The following is a 19,971-nucleotide window of genomic DNA, read 5'->3' as shown; positions in this document are numbered from 1 at the left end:
GCCGCGCAAGCCCAATGACAACCCGATGCCCGTCTTCAGGAACAATCCGGCCGCGCCAGGCCTCTAACGGGGAAATATCCCTTCCCACACGTTTCAACGGAGTCTCCATGACCGCTTTGATTTCCCGCTTCGCCTCCAGCCTGCTGCTGGGTTTGGCCGCCCTGGCCATGGCGCCCGCCCAGGCCGCGCCCTTCGACACCCTGGAACCGATCCAGCCCTCCGACACCCCGGGCAAGGTTGAAGTCCTGGAGTTCTTCTCCTACACCTGCCCCCACTGCGCCAAAATCGAGCCCCTGGTCGAAAAATGGCTGCCCACCCTACCCGACACCGTGGTCTTCAAGGGGGTGCCCGTGGCCTTCAATGCCAGCATGAAAGACCTGCAAAAGCTGTACTACGCCCTGGAAGCCATCGACCGCATGGATCTGCACGCCGCTGTTTTCCAGGCCATCCACGACCAGCGTGAAAACCTGTTCGAGGCCAAGGACATCATCGACTGGGTGGCCAAGCAGGGGGTGGATCGCCAGGCCTTCACCGATACGTTCAATTCCTTCGGGGTGCAAACCAAGGTCACCCGCGCCGACGAGCTGGCCAAATCCTACAAAATCGACGGCACGCCGTCCTTTGCCATCGGCGGCCAGTACGTGACGTCGCCGTCCCATACCGGCAGCTACCAGGGGGCCATCGACGAGGCCGACAAGCTGGTCAAGCAGGTGCTGGCCGGCCAATAAGCGCCCCGGGACGTCCGCCGCCTGCGGCGGCCCCCCATCGCACCAGGCTCAAGACAGCGGCTATGCCGCCGCGAACGCCCGGGCCAGATCGGCGGTCAGGTCGGCGGGGTCTTCCAGGCCGATGTGCAGGCGCAGCACGGTGCCCGCCCGCATGCGCTCGGTGGCGATCCGCGCCCAATAGCCGTGCGACGCCAGAGCGGCGGGCTCGACCTGGGTGACCAGGCTTTCGTAGCCGCCCCACGAATAGCCAATGCCAAACAGCCGCAGGGCGTCGATCACGCGGCGCACCTGGGCCTCGGTAAAATCCACCGCCACCGACAGCAGGCCGTTGGACCCGGTGGCATCGCGCCGCCACAAGGCATGGCCGGCATCCTGCGGCCAGGCCGGGAAGAAAATATGCGACACCTGCGGCTGGGCCGCCAGCCACTGGCACACGGCCAGGGCGTTTTCGGCGCAGCCCCGCATGCGCAGGCCCAGGGTGCGCGCCCCGCGCAGCGCCAGCCAGGCGTCGTCGGCGCTGACCGTGCTGCCCAGGGCATAATGGGTTTGATGCAGCTTGGCGACCAAGAGCGGGTCGCGCGCGACCGCCGCGCCCAGCATCAGATCGGAATGGCCGCCCAGGTATTTGGTGCCGGCAATGATCGAGATATCCGCCCCCAGCCCCAGCGGCTGGTAAATGTAGCCGGAGCCCCAGGTATTGTCGGCCATGACCACCAGGTCGTGATCGTGCGCCCAGCGCGACAGGGCGGGCAGATCCAGCATTTCCATCAACAGCGAACCCGGGGATTCCAGATACAGCACCCGGGTTTCGGGGCGCAGGGCCGCCTGCAGGCTGGCCAGATCCGGGCGCACGAAATCCATGGCGATCCCCATGCGCGACAGAATGGTCTGGTGGAAATAGCGCACCGGCCCATAGACGCAATCCACCGCCAGGGCGTGATCTCCCTGGCTCAGGCAGGCCATCAGGGCCATGCTGATGGCCGCCATGCCGGACGGCGCCAGAAAGGCCCGCTGGCCGTCTTCCAGGCGGCACAGCAGGGATTCCAGCGCCGCGTGGGTCTCCAGGCCGACCCGGCCATACGTGGGCGCGCGTTCGCCGCGCTGCTTGGCGGCCTGGGCGGCGTCCAGCTTGTCCATGGAGGCAAAACGCACCGTGCTGGTGCGCATGGACGGCAAGGCCACCGGCCCGGCCCCGGTGACGGGATCCAGCGGGGCCTGACCGATGTGTTGCAGCGCGGTGTCCAGCCGCGGATCGGCCGCCCGAGTCGCTTCATGTGTCATGTTCAGTATCCGTTATCAAACAAAAACAAACCCTGCGCCGCCCGACCCGTGCCGCTTGCCAGGGCCGGCAAAGCGGCGGGACACACGCGCTTGTCTACCCGAATCAGGCCCGGCAAAAGCGGATGATCCCATCGTCGTCCAGGCGGCGCGTCAAATCACCCTGGAAGTATAGGGCGTGCAGGTGGGCGATGGCTTCGCCCATGGCAAAACCCAGCTGGTGCATGTCCAGCTTCCGGTGGAACAGCACGGGCAGCAGGTCATGGGCGCTTTGCGGGCGATCGCACGCCGCCAACACCTCGGCCAGGCGTTCGGCGTGGTGGGTTTGCTGCTGGGCGATGCGGGCATGCAAGCCCCGGAATGGCCGCCCGTGCGACGGCAGCACCAGGGTCTGCGCCGCCAGATCGTCGTAGGCCTTCAGGGATTCCAGATACAAGGGCAGGGGATTGGCCTCGGGCTCCAGGTCGAACACGCTGATGTTGGTGGAAATCCGCGGCAACACCATATCGCCGGAAATCAGGACATCCAGCGTGGGACACCACAGCGAGATGTGTTCCGGCGCATGCCCGTAGCCGGCGATCAGCCGCCAATCCCGCCCGCCGATCTCCAGGGACTGGCCGTGCAGCAGCCGGTGATATTGCCTGGGGACGTCGGGCACCAGGCGGGCGTAGTAATCGTGGCGCTTGCGGATCAGGGCCTGGGCTTCGGGGTCGATCAGGCCATGCAGGGCAAAATGCCGGGCGGCGGATTCGCCCGCCGGGCCACTGCCCTCGATGGCGGTATCGGTGGCGGTCGAGCCGGTCCACAGGCGCGCCAGGGCGTAGTCGCTCATGCTCATCCACAGCGGCGCCTGCCAGCGCTGGCACAGCCAGTGCGCCAAGCCCACGTGATCCGGGTGCATGTGGGTCACCACCACCCGCAGCACGGGCAACCCATCCAGCGCCTGATCGAACGCCGTTTCCCAACAGGCGCGCACTTCGGGACGGTCGATGCCGCAATCCACCACCGTCCAGCCATCCCGCCCGCCGATCCGGTCGCGCAACAGCCAGAGATTGATGTGATCCAGGGCAAAAGGCAGCGGCATGCGCACCCAGCGCACCCCATCGGCCAGCGTCATCGCCTGGCCGGCCTCGGGCTGGGTATCGCCCCAGGGATATTCCAGCACTTGTTCCTGCGGGTTCATGCAAGGTCTCCTTTCTATGAATCTGCGTATTATGTCAGAAGCCGTACTTTACGTTAACGTAAACTAGAGGCATAATAAAACTTTCCTCCCGACCGCGACACCGCCCATGCGCCCCACCACCTGGACCATCTCCGAACTCTCCCGGGAATTCGGCGTCACGCCGCGCACCATTCGGTTCTACGAAGACCAGGGCATTGTCAGCCCGACCCGCGAAGGCCGCAACCGCGTGTATTCCCCGCGTGACCGCACCCGCCTGAAACTGGCCCTGCGCGGCCGCCGCCTGGGCCTGCAGCTGGCCGAAATCGTCAACCTCATCAATCTGTACGACCGCAGCCACGCCAGCACCACGGCCCAGCTGCAACACTATGCCCAGGTGCTGGAAGCCCACCACCAAAAGCTGGAACAACAGCGCCGCGACCTGGACGAAACCCTGGAAGAACTGCACCGCCAGCAGGCCGATTGCGCGGCGCTGCTGCGCAGCCGCCAGGACGCCGACCTCGCCACGCAAGACCACCCGGCCCTTGCCAAATAACCTCCCAGGAGACCCCACCATGGATTTACCCGGCCTGAACTTCGATCTTGGCTCCGACTTGGACATGCTGCGCGATGCCGTGCGCGACTTCGCCCAGGCCGAAATCGCCCCGCGCGCCGCCGCCGCCGACCGCGACGACCAATTCCCCATGGATCTCTGGCGCAAATTCGGCGACCTGGGCCTCTTGGGCGTCACCGTGAGCGAAGCCTACGGCGGGGCCAACCTGGGCTATCTGGCGCACATGATCGCCATGGAAGAAATCTCGCGCGCCAGCGCGTCCATCGCCCTGTCCTACGGGGCGCATTCCAACCTGTGCGTCAACCAGATCCACCGCAACGGCACCGAGGCGCAAAAACAGAAATACCTGCCCGGGCTGATTTCCGGCGCGCAGATCGGCGCCCTGGCCATGAGCGAGCCCGGCGCCGGGTCCGACGTCGTCAGCATGCGTCTGCGGGCCGAGAAAAAGGGCGACCACTATGTGCTGAACGGCACGAAAATGTGGATCACCAACGGGCCGGACGCCGACACCCTGGTGGTCTACGCCAAGACCGACCCCGAGGCCCATCAGCGCGGCATCACGGCCTTCATCATCGAAAAGACCTTCCCCGGTTTTTCCGTGGCGCAAAAGCTGGACAAACTGGGCATGCGCGGTTCGCACACCGGCGAACTGGTCTTCCAGGATTGCGCCGTCCCCGCCGAAAACGTGCTGGGCGAAGTCAACGGCGGGGTGCGCGTGCTGATGAGCGGCCTGGACTACGAACGCGCCGTGCTGGCCGCCGGCCCGCTGGGCATCATGCAGGCCGTGATGGACATGGTGGTGCCCTATGTGCACGAGCGCCGCCAGTTTGGCCAGGCCATCGGCGAATTTCAGCTGATCCAGGGCAAGCTGGCCGACCTGTACACCACGCTGCAGGCCAGCCGCGCCTTTTGCTACACCGTAGGCAAGAACCTGGATCGCCTGGGCAGCCAGCACGCCCGCCAGGTGCGCAAGGACTGCGCCGGGGTGATTTTGTACTGCGCCGAGAAAGCCACCTGGATGGCGGGCGAAGGCATCCAGATCCTGGGCGGCAACGGCTACATTAACGATTACCCTAGCGGCCGCCTATGGCGCGACGCCAAATTATACGAAATCGGCGCCGGCACCAGCGAAATTCGTCGTATGCTGATAGGCCGTGAACTATTCAACGAAACGTTGTAATTCCATGCGCGACGACGGCGACCACCAGCACATCCAACCCGTCGCGCCTCGGGGGCAGTCCCCCGAGGCCGTGGCACGCATCATCCTGGCCGGGTTCGACCGCCATTATTCGCTGTTTCGCTATGGCGCCCAGCGCGCCAAGGCCCTGTTCGAGTCCGGCGACTGGCACGGCATCCAGCAGCTGTCGCGCGAACGCATCGAATACTACGACACCCGGGTGCGCGAATGCGCCGTGGCGCTGGGCCAGGCGCTGCGCGGCACCACCCCCGCCCAGACCGCCCCGGGCCTGGATCTCACCGCCGAACAATTGGCGTTCTGGCAGGCCGCCAAAGCCTGCTACATCGGCCTGCTGGGCGCCCACCTACAGCCCGAATGCGCCGAGACCTTCTTTAACTCGGTGTCCTGCCGCATCCTGCACCGCAATTACTTCAACAACGATTTTCTGTTCGTGCGCCCCGCCGTGGCCACCGACTACCTGGACGGCGCGCAGTCGGCCTACCGATCCTACTACCCCATCACCGAAGGCCTGATGCCCAGCCTGATCCGGCTGGTGGCGGATTTCGGCCTGGCCGCGCCCTACCACGACCTGCCCCGCGATGCCCGCCGCATGGCCTTCATGGGCCTGCGCCACCTGCGCCGCAGCCTGCCGCGCGGGCTGGGCAAGCGCCTGGCCCCCGACTGCCAGCTGCAGGTGCTGAACACCCTGTTTTTCCGCAACAAAGGCGCCTACATCGTGGGGCGGCTGGTCAACCAGACCACCATCCACCCCTTCGCCATCGCCCTGCTGCACACGCCCTCGGGCCACATCCAGCTGGACGCCCTGCTGCACACCAGCGACGACCTCAGCACCCTGTTCAGCTTTACCCGGGCGTATTTCCTGGTCGACATGGAAGCCCCGGCGGCCTACGTGGATTTTCTGTCCACCCTGTTCCCGCGCAAACCCAAGGCCGAGATCTACACCACCATCGGCCTGCAAAAACAAGGCAAGACCCTGTTCTACCGGGACTTCCTGCACCACCTGGCGCATTCGCGCGACAACTTCGACTACGCCCCCGGCATCCAGGGCATGGTCATGACGGTATTCAACCAGCCCTCCTACCCCTATGTCTTCAAGCTGATCCGCGACCGCATCGCCAAAGAAGGCATGGACAAGGACACCGTGCGCCAGAAATACCAGCTGGTCAAAAAACACGACCGCGTCGGGCGCATGGCCGACACCTGGGAATACTCGCAGGTGGCCCTGCCGCGCAACCGCTTCTCGCCCCGCCTGCTGGCCGGCCTGCGGGCCGAAGTCCCCAGCCTGCTCGAAGAAACCGACGACCTCGTCGTGCTCAAGCACGTCTACATCGAGCGCCGCATGACGCCGCTCAACATCTTCCTGACCAGCGCCTCGGACACCGCGCTGGAAGCCGCCGTGCGGCAATACGGCCTGGCCATCCGCGAACTCGCCGCCGCCAACATCTTCCCCGGCGACATGCTGTACAAAAACTTCGGCGTCACCCGCCTGGGGCGCGTGGTGTTCTACGACTACGACGAAATCCAGCGCATGACCGAAATGCAGTTCCGCCGCATCCCCCCGGCCCCCAACGAAGAAGCCGAAATGGCCAGCGAACCCTGGTATCCCGTGGGGCGCAACGACGTCTTCCCCGAGGAATTCGAACGCTTTCTGCTGGGCGACGCCCGGGTGCGCCAGGCCTTCCTGAAGCATCACGCCGCGCTATTGGATGCACAATGGTGGCAGGATTGCCGCCACCGGGCGGCCCAGGGCCGCATCGAAGACATTTTTCCCTACGATTCAGCCAGGCGGCTGCATCCCCTCAATCCGGCCGATTCCATCCCGGAACCCGCCACGACGTCTTAACGACAAGGAGCACACCATGTCCGATTCCATCGTCATTGTTTCCGTCGCCCGCACGCCCATGGGCGGCATGATGGGCAGCCTGTCCGGCCTGGCCGCTCACGAACTCGGCGCCGTCGCCATCCAGGCCGCCGTCGAACGCGCCGGCATTCCCGGCGAAGCGGTCTCCGAGGTCATCATGGGCAACGTGCTGCAAGCCGGCCAGGGCCAGGCCCCGGCGCGCCAGGCCACCCTGGGGGCCGGCCTGCCCAAGGGCACCCCCGCCAGCACCCTGCACAAGGTCTGCGGCTCGGGCCTGAAGGCCGTCATGCTGGCGCACGACATCATCAAGGCGGGTTCCGCCGACGTCGTGGTGGCCGGCGGCCAGGAAAGCATGAGCAACGCCCCCTACCTGCTGCTGCGCGGCCGCCAAGGCTATCGCTATGGCCATTCCACCGTCTACGACCACATGGCCCTGGACGGCCTGGAAGACGCCTACCAGCGCGGCACGGCCATGGGGGTCTTCGCCGAAGACTGCGCGTCCAAGTACCAATTCAGCCGCGAAGCACAAGACGCCTTCTCGCTGGAATCCCTGCGCCGCGCCCGCCAGGCCACCGAAGACGGCAGTTTCCAATGGGAAATCGCCCCGGTCACCATCAAGGGCCGCAAGGGCGACACGGTGGTGGACAAAGACGAGGCCCCCTATAAGGCCATGCCGGAAAAAATCCCCACCCTCAAGCCCGCCTTCAAAAAAGACGGCACGATTACCGCCGCCAATGCGTCGTCCATTTCCGACGGGGCCTCCGCCCTGGTCGTCATGAGCGAATCCAAGGCCAAGGCCCTGGGCGCCCAGCCCCTGGCCCGCATCGTCGCCCACACCCAACACGCCCAAGAACCCGAATGGTTCACCACCGCCCCGGTGGGGGCCATCCAGAAGCTGCTGGACAAAGCCGGCTGGGCGGCCCAGGACGTAGACCTCTACGAAATCAACGAAGCCTTTGCCGTAGTCACCATGGCCGCCGAGAAAGAACTGGACATCCCGCACGACCGGGTCAACATCCACGGCGGGGCCACCGCCCTGGGCCACCCCATCGGGGCCTCGGGCGCCCGCCTGCTGACCACCCTGATCGGCGCGCTGCGCAAGACCGGCGGCAAGCGCGGCATCGCCTCGCTGTGCATCGGCGGCGGCGAAGCCGTGGCCCTGGCCATCGAGATGGTCTGATCCGCCGCAGGGCCATGGATCACTCCCCGCGCCCAGGCTGCGGCACGCACCGGCCGCATCAATAACCATTCACCCCCCGGCCGGCCTACCCGGCCCGCCGGGGGCCGGAACACCCAGGGGCATGGCTCGCGCCATTGCCCAGGGGATTCTTTTATCCAGGAAAACCCATGCCGGTCATCGAATCCCGCGTCAATCCGCGATCACAGGAATTTCAGGACAACGCCCAGGCGATGCGCCAACAGATCGACGATCTGCGCGCCCAACTGGCCCGCACCGCCCAGGGCGGCAGCGAATCCGCCCGCGCCCGCCACTTGGCCCGGGGCAAATTATTGCCGCGTGAGCGCGTCGAACGCCTGCTGGATCCCGGCACGCCTTTCCTGGAGCTCTCCCCCATGGCGGCGCACGACGTGTACGACAACGCCTCGCCGGGGGCGGGCCTGATCACCGGCATCGGCCGGGTGGCCGGCACCGAATGCGTCATCGTCTGCAACGACGCCACCGTCAAGGGCGGCACCTACTACCCGCTGACGGTCAAAAAACATCTGCGCGCCCAGGAAATCGCCCAGCAGAACCACCTGCCGTGCATCTACCTGGTGGATTCCGGCGGGGCCAACCTGCCCAACCAGGATGAAGTCTTTCCCGACCGCGACCACTTCGGGCGAATTTTCTATAACCAGGCGGTGATGTCGTCCCTGGGCATCGCCCAGCTGGCCGTGGTGATGGGTTCCTGCACCGCCGGGGGGGCCTATGTGCCCGCCATGAGCGACGAATCCATCATCGTGCGCAACCAGGGTACGATCTTCCTGGGCGGCCCGCCGCTGGTGAAAGCCGCCACCGGCGAGGAAGTCTCGGCCGAAGACCTGGGCGGGGGCGACGTGCACACCCGCCTGTCGGGCGTGGCCGACCACCTGGCCGAGAACGACACCCATGCTCTGCGCCTGGCGCGCGAGGCCGTGGCGCGCCTGAACCGCCCCGCCCCGGCCCTGCCCGCCACCTGGGCCGAACCCCTGCACGATCCCCAGGAGCTGGACGGCATCATTCCGCAGGACACGCGCAAGCCCTACGACGTGCGCGAAATCATCGCCCGCATCGTGGACGGGTCGGATTTCGACGAATTCAAGGCGCGCTTCGGCGCGACGCTGGTGACCGGCTTCGCCAAAATCTACGGCATGCCCGTGGGCATCATCGCCAACAACGGCATTCTGTTTTCCGAAGCGGCCCAGAAAGGCACGCACTTCATCGAACTGTGCTGCCAGCGCAACATCCCCCTGGTATTCCTGCAGAACATCAGCGGCTTCATGGTGGGACGCAAATACGAAAACGAGGGCATCGCCCGCCACGGGGCGAAAATGGTCACCGCCGTGTCCACCGCCGCCGTGCCTAAATTCACGGTGCTGATCGGCGGCTCTTTCGGGGCGGGCAACTACGGCATGTGCGGCCGCGCCTTCGGCCCGCGTCTGCTGTTTTTGTGGCCCAACGCGCGGATTTCCGTGATGGGCGGCGAACAGGCCGCCAGCGTGCTGGCCACGGTGCGGCGCGACAACATCGAACGCAAGGGCGGCCAGTGGCCGGCGGCCGAAGAAGACGCCTTCAAAGCCCCCATCCGCGCCCAATACGAACACGAAGGCCATCCCTATTACGCCACGGCGCGGCTGTGGGACGACGGCATCATCGCCCCATCCGACACCCGCCGCGTGCTGGGCCTGGGCCTGGCCGCCGCCCGCCACGCGCCTGCCGAAGCCACCCGCTTCGGCGTGTTCCGCATGTAAGGAAACCACCATGTTCAATTCCATCCTGATCGCCAACCGCGGCGAAATCGCCTGCCGCATCGCCGCCACCGCCCGGCGCATGGGCATACGCACCGTGGCCGTCTATTCCCAGGCCGACGCCCAGGCGCGCCATGTGCAGGCCTGCGACGAAGCCGTGCCCATCGGCGGGCCGGAGCCCAAGGACAGCTACCTGCGGGCCGACGTCATCCTGCAGGCGGCGCTGCGCACCGGCGCCCAGGCCATCCACCCGGGCTATGGTTTCCTATCCGAAAACGCCGATTTCGCCCACGCCTGCGCGGATGCCGGGCTGGTGTTCATTGGCCCGCCGGCCCAGGCCATTGCCGCCATGGGCAGCAAATCCGCCGCCAAGGCGCTGATGGATCAGGCCCGGGTGCCGCTGGTGCCGGGCTACTACGGCGAGCGCCAGGAGGCCGATTTCCTGCAGGATCAAGCCCGCAAGATCGGCTATCCCGTGCTGATCAAGGCCAGCGCCGGCGGCGGCGGCAAAGGCATGCGCATCGTCGAATCCGACGAGGCCTTCGCCGCCGCCCTGACCTCTTGCCAACGCGAAGCCGCCAGCAGTTTCGGCAACCCCCTGGTGCTGGTCGAACGCTATCTGCAAAAGCCCCGCCACATCGAAATTCAGGTCTTCGCCGATACTCGCGGCCAGTGCGTCTACCTGTTCGAGCGCGATTGCTCGGTGCAGCGGCGTTTCCAGAAAGTGATCGAGGAGGCCCCCGCCCCCGGCATGACGCCCGAGCGCCGCGCCGCCATGGGGCAGGCCGCGGTGGCCGCCGCCCAGGCCGTGGGCTACGTCGGCGCGGGCACGGTGGAATTCATCGCCGAGCCCGACGGACGCTTTTATTTCATGGAAATGAACACGCGCCTGCAGGTGGAACATCCCGTCACCGAAGCCATTACCGGCCAGGACTTGGTGGAATGGCAGCTGCGGGTGGCCGCCGGCGAACCCCTGCCGCTGCGCCAGGATCAGCTGCATATCCAGGGCCACGCCATCGAAGCGCGGGTGTACGCCGAGAACCCGGACAACGACTTCCTGCCCAGCATCGGCCGCCTGGACGTGCTGCAGTGGCCGGATCACACCGCGTTCCGGCACGGCCCCGTGCGGGTGGATGGCGGGGTGCGCGAAGGCGACACCATCACGCCGTACTACGATCCGATGATCGCCAAGCTGATCGTGCACGGCCGCGACCGCGAAGAAGCCCGGCTGCGCATGCTGCATGCCCTGGCGGCGGCGCGCGCCACCGGCCTGCAGACCAATATCGACTTCCTGGGCCGGCTGATGGCCGACCCCGCCTTTGTCTCGGCGGATCTGGACACCGGCCTGATCCCGCGTGAACACGACCGCTTGTTTCCACCGGCCAGCGCCACGCCCGACCTTGTCCTGGCGCTGGCCGCCGCCGCGGTGCTGTGCGCCGATGGCAGCGGCCCGGCCGACCCGGCGGCTACCGCCAACGGGCCGCTGCCGGGGGCCGCCGACGGCCGGCAGGCCGGCCCCTGGCAGTTGGCAGACGGCTGGCGCGTGGGCGGCGTCTACCAGCGCACCCTGGTGTTCCAGGGCAAGCTGGCGGAACGCACGGCGCAGGTACAACGCCAGGGTACGCAATGGACGCTGGCGCTGGACGACCAGCCCGCCCAGCCCTTCGACTGGCAGGCCGGCCCCCCGCCCGTGGGCGATGACGCCTTGTCCCCTTCGCACACGCGGGGCACCGGCCGCCGCCAACGCCTGCGGGTTCGCCTGGGCAACGGCAGCGCCGAACACCCCAGCCAGGAATGCAGCGGCGACGCCTTCTTGCACGGCCTGCGGCTGGATCTGTATACCCGGGGCCAGCGCCACACGCTGCAGTGGCAAGACCCCATCCGCCTGGCCACCGGACAAGCGGACGACGCGGGCGGCGGGTTGACCGCCCCGATGCCCGGCAAAATCCTGTCCGTGGCGGTCGCGGCGGGCGACGCCGTCACCCAGGGCCAGCCGCTGGTGGTGATGGAGGCCATGAAAATGGAACACACCATCGACGCCCCGCACGACGGCATCGTGCAGGACGTGTTCTACGCCGAGGGGGATCAGGTCGCCGAAGGCGCGATCCTGATCGCGCTGGACAGCGAAAGCTGAACGCCGCCGCGCCACGGGCCGGGACGGCCGGCGGCGCGCCGACATGCGCGGCCGGGGCGCTGCCCGCCCCGCAGACACGACCGCAACAACCAGCCCCCGGCGCGCCCGTCATGCTTCCAGGGTTGGCCCCATCAACGCCGCGAACCAGTCCATGAAGACTTCCAGCCGGCGTGAGCGCTGGCGCCGATGCGGATACAACAGCGACACCGGCATGGGCGCGGCACGGTGCGCGGGCAGGACTTCCACCAGCGTGCCCGCATCCAGCAGATGCTGCACGTCGAAGCGGGGTATCTGGATCAGCCCCAGGCCCGCGCGGCAGCAAGCAATGTAGTTTTCGGCATTGTTCGTCACCACTTGGCTGGGCATGGCCAAGACATGCTCGACGCCATCGGCCGCCCGGTATGTCCAGGGCAATTCACGCCCGGTCGTGGGCGACGCATAGCCCACCATCCAATGCCCCCGGCCCAGGTCGTCCGGCTGCCCGGGCACGCCCCGGCCCTGCAAATACGCGGGGCTGGCACAGTTGATCAGCGCGATCCTGCCCAATGGCCGAGCGGCCAGGCCGGTGTCCTGCAAAGCGCCGACCCGCACGACGCAATCGACGCCTTCCCGCACCAGGCCCACGGCGCGATCGCTGGAACCCAACGCCAGCCGCAGACGCGGATGCCGCCGCAGCAGCATCGGCAGCGCCGGCGCAATCAGCCGGCGGGCGATGCGGCTGGGCACGTCGACCCGCAACAGGCCCGACACCTGACGCCGGCCGGTCTGGAACATCTGGTCGATGTTCTCCGCCTCGGTCAGCAGCGGGCGCACGCGCTCAAGCAACTGCGCGCCATCCGGGGTCAGGCGCACCTGGCGCGTGGTTCGGTGCAGCAGGCGGACGCCCATCTGGGCTTCCAGCCGCTGCACGGCAGCGGACACGGAGGCACGCGGCAGCTCCAGCGCGTGCGCCGCCTGGATGAAGCTGCCCATTTCCGCGACCTGGATAAAAACGCGGTACTGATCGAATCTGTCCACCGTATCCCCTGACGATTGCGCGCAGCCACGTCACTTCGTCGTATAGCCGCCGTTGATCAGAATGGTCTGCCCGGTGACCCACCAGCCGTCGCTGACCAGGTGACGGATGAAGGGCACCACATCCTCGATGTCCGTCAGGCCGGTCTTGGAGAACGGCGACAAGGCCGCGGCGGTCTTGTGATAAGCCACCGCATCGGCGCCCTCGGCCGGATAGAAGAACGGCGTATCCATCGGCCCCGGCCCGACCGCCGTCACCGAAATGCCGCGCGCGCCGAACTCCTTGGCCGCTGCGCGAGTGAAGTGTTCCACCGGCGCCTTGGTGCCGGCATAAGCCGCATAAAACGGCGTGAAAGCGCCCAGCAACGACGTCACCAGGGTCAGAATTTTGCCATGATCCTGGACGTGCTTGCCGGCTTCTTTGAGGAAAAAGAATGCGATCTTGCCATTGACCGCGCTCATCTCGTCGTACTCGGCCTCGCTGACCTCGGTGATCGGTTTCTTCAGCACCTTGCCAACCGTATTGATGGCAATGTCCGGCCGGCCCACGGCGGCGATGGTATCGGCGAACAGCTTTTCAACAGCGCCCGCCGTGGTGAGGTCGGCCTGTATCGACACGGCCCGCGCACCCGCCGCCTCGACGGCGGCCACCGTGGCATCGGCATCGGCCCGGCTGGCGGCGCTGTTGTAGTGGATGGCCACCGCCTGGGCGCCGTGCCGGGCCAGATCGCGCGCGATCAGGCCGCCGAGGTTCTTGGCGCCGCCGGCGATCAGGACGACTTTGCCTTGGATGGAATGGTCTGCCATGGAAATTCCTTGGTGAATTGAACACCGCCCCAGCTTAGTCCCGGGACGGCACGGAATAAACCACCCGGCCCTGGATGGATCATCCAGGAAAACGATCCAATGGGCCGCCTCGCGCATGGCGGCCAGCCGGGCGACCCGGCCAGCCATCTGTTCCTGATCCGCGCGGGCCTGCTCAAGGTCTCCGCCATCAGCCGCAACGGCCTGCAACGCACGCTTTGGCTGATGGGAACGGGCAGCGTGCCGAGGGAAGCCGCCTGGTTCGACAACACCGTATCCGGCCGCCTGAAGACCGCCCTGGTCACTTTGTTCCGCCCACCCTCGGCAGCGCGCTATTCCCTGACGGCTTCATCCTCGCCATCGGCTTCGCCGGACGTCCTGGATATCCTGCCGGTATACCGCTGACGCAAGCAACCCCGCGTGCCGGACGGCCACGCGGGCGGTGCCGTCCGGCACCACCAAGCCAAGCAAAAAAGTCAAACCAGGTCAAGCAGACTGAGTGTTTCTATTTTTACAAAAGGTTATAGTGACTCCAAATCCCATGGAGACAGCATGGGTTCGGTTCACGTTCACCGGAGGTAACAATGAGAAAAAACACGCCTGTCACACAAAAAATACACGCTTACCCCACCACCATGACCCTGATCTCCATCACGGACACCAAGGGCAGGCTGACCTACTGCAACAAGGACTTCGTCGACGTCAGCGGCTACACCCGGCAAGAACTGCTGGGCCAACCACACAACATCCTACGCCACCCCGACATGCCCGAAGAAGCCTTCCGGGATTTCTGGGCGACGATCCAATCCGGCAAAATCTGGAGCGGCCCCATCAAGAACCGGCGCAAGAATGGGGACACCTACTGGGTTCGCGCCAACGCCACCGGCATCCGAGAAAACGGCCAGACCATCGGCTACCTGTCGGTGCGCACCGCGATGCCGGATCCGGCCATCGCCGCTGCGGAATCCCTGTTCGCCACCATGCGCGCCGAGGCTGCCGCAGGCCGGCTGCTGCACCGCTTTCAAGGCGGCGAAGTCCTGACCACCGACCTGGCCTCCAGGCTGGCGCGCCTGTTCAGGCCGAATTCCAAGCGCCTGTCCGTGCTGCTGCCCGTCCTGGCCGCCGCCGGCCCGATGGCGGCGACCGGCGCGGGCCTGCCGTGGTGGGCCCAGGGCCTGGCGGGCGTCGTGTGCGCCGGGTTGGCTTGCCTGGGCATCCGGCGCACCTATATGCGGCCCGTCCGGCGCGTGGCCAACCTGACCCGCAAACTGGCCAGCGGCGACCTGGCGGAATTCATCAACCCGGACGAATTCCGCGACATTCGCCGTCTGATCCTGCCCATCAATCAGCTGGCCCTAATCATCCGCACAGCCATGGTGGACGTCCGGCAGTTTCTATCCACCGATGCGCTGGACTTATCGCAACACAGCGACGACATGGTCAAACGCGCCGAACAACAGGCCACCAGCCTGGGCCAATCGGCCGCCGCCATCGAGCAAATCAGCGGCACGGTTCGGCAAACCTCGGATACCACGCGCACCGGCACCGAAATCGCCCAGGAAACCATCGACGCGGTCAGGCGCAGCCAGGAAGCCATCCATAAGCTGTCCGAGATCATGCACCGCATCACCGAATCCTCGCAGGACATCAGCCGTTTCACGCAGGTCATCGAATCCGTGGCCTTCCAGACCAATATCCTGGCGCTGAACGCGTCCGTCGAGGCCGCGCGCGCCGGCGAACACGGCCGCGGATTCGAGGTGGTCGCCACGGAAGTCCGGGCGCTGTCGCAGCGGACCTCCGACGCCGCGCGGCAGATCCGCGACCTGATCGCGGAATCGCACGACCGCATCCAACAAGGCAACGAGCGCAGCCGGCTGGCCGAATCCAGCATGGAGGCCGTGGAGCAAACCGCCCAGCGCCAAGTGGACATCCTGCGGGAAATCCATCTGGCGGCCCAGGAAGAATCCACCAGCCTGCAGGAAGTCAACATGGCCTTGCAGCAGTTGGATCAGATCACCCACACCAACACGCGACTGGCTGAAGAACTGGCCCGAATCGCAAACAACCTGGAAGACAACGCCCAGGTATCCGCCGACAACATCAAGATTTTCAAGCTGGATCCCAGCGACAAGACCCATGCCCACGCCGACGCGGTGGCTTTACGGCGCGCGTACAAACAGTCTGTTCAAGGCTTGCCGGCGGGTTCGGACGACATCGAAAGCCCGGCGAACAACGCCATGCACATGGCATAAAACGACACGGTCCGCATGCCTCGGAACATGGTTTCAGTCAGCCCGAACACCATGAATCCCAGGCAAACCGCCAGACCCATCGCCGCCGCCGCCCGTTGCGCCACGGGCGGATCGCCCAACAGGCGCCGGCCGAAGCAATACGCCGGCCCCAGATAGACCAGCAGCAGGGCCAGCCCGCCGGGATAGCCGAAACTGGCCAGGTACAGCATCAGGTCGTTATGCGGCTCGCCCCAGCCCTCGGCCACGTAGGACGACACCGTGCCTGCGGGCAGGGATTCGCTTTGCAGGTAGTCGTTGAAATGGCGCTTGGATCCGGTGCCCGCCAGCGGGCGTTTATCCAGCATGTCCAGGGACGCCCGCCACAACTGCAGACGGATGCAGATGGAGCTGTCCGTCGTGCGCTGCGCGCCGGCGCAGTCGGCGGCTTCCTGGTAAGCCAGGACGACCCGCCCGCGCAAGCTGTCGCTGGCGCCCAGAAAAACGCCGACCAACAGCAGGCCGGCCAACACGATCCCCAGCAGGCGCAGGGGGCGCTTGGGCGGCGCGAACAGCACGGCGGCAATCACCACAAACACGGGCATCGCCATCCAGGCCGTGCGCGTCAAGGTCAGGGCCACCCCGGCCAGGGACAGGCCCGCCACCGCCAGCTTCAGGCCGGTTTCCGCCCGCCGCCACGCGGTCAGGCGAACCGGCACCAGCAAAACGCACAACATGGCCAGCAAGGCCAGCAGGCTGCCATAGCCCACCGCGTTGTAGACCGCCGTAGTCTGCGGCCGGTCGGGGGTCTGCAGCGCGAGATAAAACACGAACCCCGTGGCCGCCACAGCGGCCAGCACAAACCCCCATAAGGATTTTTGCAGCGCTTGCGCGTCCAGGCGGCCATATGCCAGCAGCAACACCCAGAACCCCAGAAAAAACCGCAGGCTGGCTTCCAGATCGACGCCCTCGATGCGCCCATGGCCCAGCCCGGACGACAAGACCGCCAGCAGGGGCGCCGCCATGCACAACAGCATGCCGCCATGCGCCCGGCTGAACGCCATGGCCCCGGCAAACCGCTGCCGCGCCAACAGCCACAAGGCCGCCAGAACCGCCGCATAGAACAAGGGGCTGGGAACCGCCTGGCTGCCCATGATGGCGACAGGCATCAGGGCCGTCAGGAAAATCAGTATGGTTCGTGTCATGCCAAAACTCCGGCCGGGCCGGCCCTCATTGAATCCCGAGCCCCTTTCAGGGCATGCGACGCGGGGGGTGGCCGAGGCGATAGGGGCCCTGCACCGGGTATTCCGTAATCTGGATCTCGCTGCCATAGTAACGCGCCATGGCCGCGCCATTGAAGAACACATCGAACCCATCCCGGCGATTCAGCATGCCGGAAAAATAATATTGGGGAATTTCCACCCGAGCCTGCCCGCTTTCGATGGCGTCCCGCACCAGGGCCACACGCACCGCGTCCTGCTGCGCCGCGCCATGGTATGCCCGGACGACGAGCGCGTAAGACACGACCCACTGCAGCGCGCACGCCCCAAGACCGGCCCCCAGCGCCACGCGCCACCGCGCCGTGCCGGCACGCACCGCGTAGTGCCCCAACAGGGACGCGGCCACCAAGGCATACATGAACCCGCCCTGCAACGCCCGCTTGGGAAAAGCCGGGGCCTGCACCAGGATCAGATTGGCCAGGACAGCCAGGCCGATCAAGCCGGCCACCCATCGGCCCACATCCCGCGGGCGGCGCACACACGCCATCCCCAGAAGCAGCAGCAGATACACCTCCCAGTATTTCATCATCGAATCGGGCAGCCGGCGGGCCAAGTGGTAGGCCACGCGCCACCACAGCGGCTCGGCGTACCATTCCTGGTTATCGGCCACCAGGGCGCGCACGCCATTTCCGGGCGCCAAGACCAGGACGGCGACCCCCGCCGCCATGCAGGCCAGCCATACCCAGGGCCAGGCGCCGCGCTGGCCGCCACGCCAAGCCCGCCAGGCCAGGAACACCAGCAGCAGCCAGGTCGTCAGGGCCGTGTTTTCATTGGTGCACCCCGCGATCACGGCAAACACACATCCGCCCAGGGCCCATGCCCAGGTCAGCCGGCGGCCCGCGGCCTGGCGCTGCAAAGCGGCCAGAAACACCAGGGCAAAGCCGAAATTGAGCACATTGGTCCAGAGATAATTGGCCGCCCCCACAATCCAGAACGTGGTGTGCCCCAGCTGCGGGTTATTGACCCAGTACAGCGCGAAGACCAGTAAAAAGACGCGCGCGTCCGGCGCCCAGGAAACGCCCCCCAGCAGGCGCAGCCCCAGAACCGACAGCACCCACACCAGGGCCGTCAAGGCCAAGGCATTGAAGACATCCGCGCTGTGCGAACCCAGCCCCAGCACCAGGCTGGACAAGGTGTCGGCCACCAGCCGGCCGCTCCAGCCGTTGTAATGGGCCCACACGGCATCCCATGACACGCCTTTCAGGAAATAGCTGTAATCATCGGACGACATGGGCGCCAGCCAGTTCACCACCAGCCCGGCGCAGAAAACGAAAATGCAGGCCGGCAGCAGCCACCGGTTACCGCCCCGCTGGAACCGGACGGCGGTTTTAATGCGATACATCGGCGTCATAATGGACGGGGATTGTATCAAGGTACAATGGAACGCTATCTGGGCGGAATCATCATGTACGATATCCTGGTCTACCTGTTCGAAAACTACTACACCCCGCAGGCCTGTCCACGCGCCGACGTGCTGGCCAGCAAGCTGGCCGCCGTGGGGTTTGAACACGACGACATCCACGACGCCCTGGCCTGGCTGCGCACCCTGGCCAGCACCACCGAACACTGCCTGCCGCTGGCCATCACGCCGACCACCCAGCCGCGCGCCAGCCGCATCTATACCGACCACGAATACGCCGCGCTGGGCACCGAAGCCATCGGCTTCATCAGCTTCCTGGAACACACCGACAACCTGCCCCCGGCGCTGCGCGAAATCCTGATCGAAACCGCTCAGGCGGCGGATCACTCGCCCTTGTCCCTGGCCGAAATCAAAGTCCTGGCGCTGATGGTTCTCTGGAGCCAGGAGGCCGAAATCGACCACCTGGTCTTTGAAGAACTGCTGGCCGACGATGAAGGCCGTCCGTCCCACTGATCCGCCGCGCGACCCGTCCAATCCGCCCACCCCCTATGTGGGCCGCTTCGCTCCCAGCCCCAGCGGCCCGTTGCACGCCGGATCCCTGGTGGCGGCCCTGGCCAGCTATCTGGATGCGCGGGCGCACCGGGGCCGCTGGCTGGTGCGCCTGGAAGACATCGACGCGCCGCGCACCGTGCCGGGCGCGGATCGGATCATCCTGCGGCAGCTGCAGGCCCTGGGCATGCACTGGGACGAACCCCCCGTCTGGCAAACGCAGCGCCACGCCTTCTACCGGCAGGCCTTCGATCAACTGCTGGCCGCCCGGCGGACATACCCCTGCCATTGCCGTCGCGGCCAGCTGCCGCCCGGGCCCTATCCGGGCACATGCCGCCCGCAGCCGGGCAAGCCGCCCCCGCCGGCGGACGCGCCCGCCGCCGACGCACGGCGACCCGCCTGGCGCTTCATCGCCGCCCCCGGCGTGGAACATTTCCGCGACCGCTGGCTGGGCCCCCAATCACAGGATGTGGCCGGCGAAGTGGGTGACTTCATCATCCGCCGCGCCGACGGCCTGTGGGCCTATCAGCTGGTGGTCGTGGTGGACGACGGCCTGCAGGGCATCACCGACGTCGTGCGCGGGGCCGATCTGCTGGATTCCAGTGCGCGCCAGCGGCAATTGGCCCGCGCCCTGGGCCTGCCCTGCCCGCGCCTGCTGCATGTGCCGCTGCGGCTGGACTCGCAGGGGCGCAAACTTTCCAAGCAAAATCACGCGCCCGCGCTGGACACCCGCCAGCCGCTGGCCGCCTTGCAACAGGCCTGGGCCGACCTGGGTTTTGCGCCTTTGACGGCGCACAACACCCCGGCCTTCTGGGCCGACGCCACCGGCCAGTGGGCGCGGCGCTTTGCCTGACACAC

General features: G+C 66.6%; 17 protein-coding genes. 11 read left to right on the top strand and 6 right to left on the bottom strand.

Going from position 1 to position 19,971, the window contains the following annotated elements; all coding sequences use genetic code 11:
• Positions 1–107 precede the first annotated feature (107 nt).
• Positions 108–728, top strand: a complete 621-nt coding sequence (locus ACMHYJ_RS04975; protein WP_414245097.1) for a thiol:disulfide interchange protein DsbA/DsbL — start codon at positions 108–110, stop codon at positions 726–728.
• 60 nt (positions 729–788) lie between these two features.
• Here the strand turns inward: ACMHYJ_RS04975 and ACMHYJ_RS04970 are convergent, their stop codons facing one another.
• Together ACMHYJ_RS04970 and ACMHYJ_RS04965 are read right to left on the bottom strand one after the other, a co-directional pair.
• On the bottom strand, positions 789–2,009 hold the full coding sequence (locus tag ACMHYJ_RS04970) for a trans-sulfuration enzyme family protein (RefSeq protein ID WP_414245096.1): 1,221 nt from the start codon (positions 2,007–2,009) through the stop codon (positions 789–791).
• 103 nt (positions 2,010–2,112) lie between these two features.
• The gene (locus ACMHYJ_RS04965) at positions 2,113–3,189 is read right to left on the bottom strand and encodes an MBL fold metallo-hydrolase (protein WP_414245095.1); all 1,077 of its coding nucleotides are present in this window, start codon (positions 3,187–3,189) and stop codon (positions 2,113–2,115) included.
• A 106-nt stretch (positions 3,190–3,295) separates the two neighbouring features.
• Here ACMHYJ_RS04965 and ACMHYJ_RS04960 point away from each other — a divergent pair, with 106 nt between their 5' ends.
• The 6 genes from ACMHYJ_RS04960 (at position 3,296) to ACMHYJ_RS04935 (ending at position 11,878) form a co-directional block, all read left to right on the top strand.
• A complete protein-coding gene (locus ACMHYJ_RS04960) occupies positions 3,296–3,721 on the top strand; it encodes a MerR family transcriptional regulator (RefSeq protein WP_414245094.1) in 426 nt (141 codons plus the stop codon).
• 19 nt (positions 3,722–3,740) lie between these two features.
• The gene (locus ACMHYJ_RS04955; RefSeq protein ID WP_414245093.1) at positions 3,741–4,919 is read left to right on the top strand and encodes an isovaleryl-CoA dehydrogenase; all 1,179 of its coding nucleotides are present in this window, start codon (positions 3,741–3,743) and stop codon (positions 4,917–4,919) included.
• Between the two features lie 4 nt (positions 4,920–4,923).
• The gene (gene aceK / locus ACMHYJ_RS04950) at positions 4,924–6,780 is read left to right on the top strand and encodes a bifunctional isocitrate dehydrogenase kinase/phosphatase (protein WP_414245092.1); all 1,857 of its coding nucleotides are present in this window, start codon (positions 4,924–4,926) and stop codon (positions 6,778–6,780) included.
• 16 nt (positions 6,781–6,796) lie between these two features.
• The gene (locus tag ACMHYJ_RS04945; RefSeq protein ID WP_414245091.1) at positions 6,797–7,978 is read left to right on the top strand and encodes an acetyl-CoA C-acyltransferase; all 1,182 of its coding nucleotides are present in this window, start codon (positions 6,797–6,799) and stop codon (positions 7,976–7,978) included.
• 167 nt (positions 7,979–8,145) lie between these two features.
• The gene (locus ACMHYJ_RS04940; protein WP_414245090.1) at positions 8,146–9,747 is read left to right on the top strand and encodes a carboxyl transferase domain-containing protein; all 1,602 of its coding nucleotides are present in this window, start codon (positions 8,146–8,148) and stop codon (positions 9,745–9,747) included.
• A gap of 10 nt (positions 9,748–9,757) precedes the next feature.
• Positions 9,758–11,878 carry an acetyl/propionyl/methylcrotonyl-CoA carboxylase subunit alpha gene (locus ACMHYJ_RS04935; RefSeq protein ID WP_414245089.1) on the top strand — a complete coding sequence of 707 codons (2,121 nt, stop codon included), beginning with the start codon at positions 9,758–9,760 and terminating at the stop codon, positions 11,876–11,878.
• 108 nt (positions 11,879–11,986) lie between these two features.
• Here ACMHYJ_RS04935 and ACMHYJ_RS04930 read toward each other — a convergent pair whose 3' ends face one another.
• On the bottom strand, positions 11,987–12,895 hold the full coding sequence (locus ACMHYJ_RS04930) for a LysR family transcriptional regulator (RefSeq protein ID WP_414245088.1): 909 nt from the start codon (positions 12,893–12,895) through the stop codon (positions 11,987–11,989).
• A 30-nt stretch (positions 12,896–12,925) separates the two neighbouring features.
• Positions 12,926–13,699 carry an SDR family oxidoreductase gene (locus ACMHYJ_RS04925; RefSeq protein WP_414245087.1) on the bottom strand — a complete coding sequence of 258 codons (774 nt, stop codon included), beginning with the start codon at positions 13,697–13,699 and terminating at the stop codon, positions 12,926–12,928.
• 99 nt (positions 13,700–13,798) lie between these two features.
• Between ACMHYJ_RS04925 and ACMHYJ_RS04920 the strand changes: the two genes are divergently transcribed.
• Together ACMHYJ_RS04920 and ACMHYJ_RS04915 are read left to right on the top strand one after the other, a co-directional pair.
• Entirely contained in the window at positions 13,799–14,101 is a 303-nt protein-coding gene (locus ACMHYJ_RS04920; RefSeq protein WP_414245086.1) for a hypothetical protein, read from the top strand.
• Between the two features lie 230 nt (positions 14,102–14,331).
• Positions 14,332–15,948 carry a methyl-accepting chemotaxis protein gene (locus ACMHYJ_RS04915; protein ID WP_414245085.1) on the top strand — a complete coding sequence of 539 codons (1,617 nt, stop codon included), beginning with the start codon at positions 14,332–14,334 and terminating at the stop codon, positions 15,946–15,948.
• Here the strand turns inward: ACMHYJ_RS04915 and ACMHYJ_RS04910 are convergent.
• On the bottom strand, positions 15,882–17,129 hold the full coding sequence (locus ACMHYJ_RS04910) for an O-antigen ligase family protein (protein ID WP_414245084.1): 1,248 nt from the start codon (positions 17,127–17,129) through the stop codon (positions 15,882–15,884). The genes ACMHYJ_RS04915 and ACMHYJ_RS04910 overlap by 67 nt on opposite strands.
• Positions 17,130–17,175: 46 nt before the next feature.
• Positions 17,176–18,546, bottom strand: coding sequence for a DUF6056 family protein (locus ACMHYJ_RS04905; RefSeq protein WP_414245083.1), 1,371 nt, complete (start codon positions 18,544–18,546; stop codon positions 17,176–17,178).
• Positions 18,547–18,609: 63 nt separating this feature from the next.
• On the opposite strand from ACMHYJ_RS04905, the gene ACMHYJ_RS04900 reads away from it, so the two are divergent.
• Both ACMHYJ_RS04900 and gluQRS read left to right on the top strand, forming a co-directional pair.
• A complete protein-coding gene (locus tag ACMHYJ_RS04900; protein ID WP_414245082.1) occupies positions 18,610–19,077 on the top strand; it encodes a DUF494 family protein in 468 nt (155 codons plus the stop codon).
• Complete coding sequence (gene gluQRS / locus ACMHYJ_RS04895; RefSeq protein ID WP_414245081.1) at positions 19,055–19,966, top strand: tRNA glutamyl-Q(34) synthetase GluQRS; 912 nt, start codon at positions 19,055–19,057, stop codon at positions 19,964–19,966. The genes ACMHYJ_RS04900 and gluQRS overlap by 23 nt, the downstream gene beginning before the upstream one ends.
• Positions 19,967–19,971 lie beyond the last annotated feature (5 nt).

Source organism: Castellaniella hirudinis, from assembly GCF_047468865.1.
In the GTDB taxonomy this organism is placed as follows: domain Bacteria; phylum Pseudomonadota; class Gammaproteobacteria; order Burkholderiales; family Burkholderiaceae_B; genus Castellaniella; species Castellaniella hirudinis_A.
Note: the sequence above shows the minus strand (reverse complement) of the source record. Positions and strands in the feature narration are given on the sequence as shown.

Coding starts and splice junctions, on each gene's coding strand:
- ACMHYJ_RS04945 (WP_414245091.1), top strand. CDS start 6,797: ATGTCCGATTCCATCGTCATTGTTTCCGTCGCCCGCACGCCCATGGGC.
- ACMHYJ_RS04955 (WP_414245093.1), top strand. CDS start 3,741: ATGGATTTACCCGGCCTGAACTTCGATCTTGGCTCCGACTTGGACATG.
- ACMHYJ_RS04915 (WP_414245085.1), top strand. CDS start 14,332: ATGACCCTGATCTCCATCACGGACACCAAGGGCAGGCTGACCTACTGC.
- ACMHYJ_RS04900 (WP_414245082.1), top strand. CDS start 18,610: ATGTACGATATCCTGGTCTACCTGTTCGAAAACTACTACACCCCGCAG.
- ACMHYJ_RS04965 (WP_414245095.1), bottom strand. CDS start 3,189: ATGAACCCGCAGGAACAAGTGCTGGAATATCCCTGGGGCGATACCCAG.
- ACMHYJ_RS04910 (WP_414245084.1), bottom strand. CDS start 17,129: ATGACACGAACCATACTGATTTTCCTGACGGCCCTGATGCCTGTCGCC.
- ACMHYJ_RS04920 (WP_414245086.1), top strand. CDS start 13,799: ATGGGCCGCCTCGCGCATGGCGGCCAGCCGGGCGACCCGGCCAGCCAT.
- gluQRS (WP_414245081.1), top strand. CDS start 19,055: ATGAAGGCCGTCCGTCCCACTGATCCGCCGCGCGACCCGTCCAATCCG.
- ACMHYJ_RS04940 (WP_414245090.1), top strand. CDS start 8,146: ATGCCGGTCATCGAATCCCGCGTCAATCCGCGATCACAGGAATTTCAG.
- ACMHYJ_RS04925 (WP_414245087.1), bottom strand. CDS start 13,699: ATGGCAGACCATTCCATCCAAGGCAAAGTCGTCCTGATCGCCGGCGGC.
- ACMHYJ_RS04975 (WP_414245097.1), top strand. CDS start 108: ATGACCGCTTTGATTTCCCGCTTCGCCTCCAGCCTGCTGCTGGGTTTG.
- ACMHYJ_RS04970 (WP_414245096.1), bottom strand. CDS start 2,009: ATGACACATGAAGCGACTCGGGCGGCCGATCCGCGGCTGGACACCGCG.
- ACMHYJ_RS04905 (WP_414245083.1), bottom strand. CDS start 18,546: ATGTATCGCATTAAAACCGCCGTCCGGTTCCAGCGGGGCGGTAACCGG.
- ACMHYJ_RS04960 (WP_414245094.1), top strand. CDS start 3,296: ATGCGCCCCACCACCTGGACCATCTCCGAACTCTCCCGGGAATTCGGC.
- ACMHYJ_RS04935 (WP_414245089.1), top strand. CDS start 9,758: ATGTTCAATTCCATCCTGATCGCCAACCGCGGCGAAATCGCCTGCCGC.
- aceK (WP_414245092.1), top strand. CDS start 4,924: ATGCGCGACGACGGCGACCACCAGCACATCCAACCCGTCGCGCCTCGG.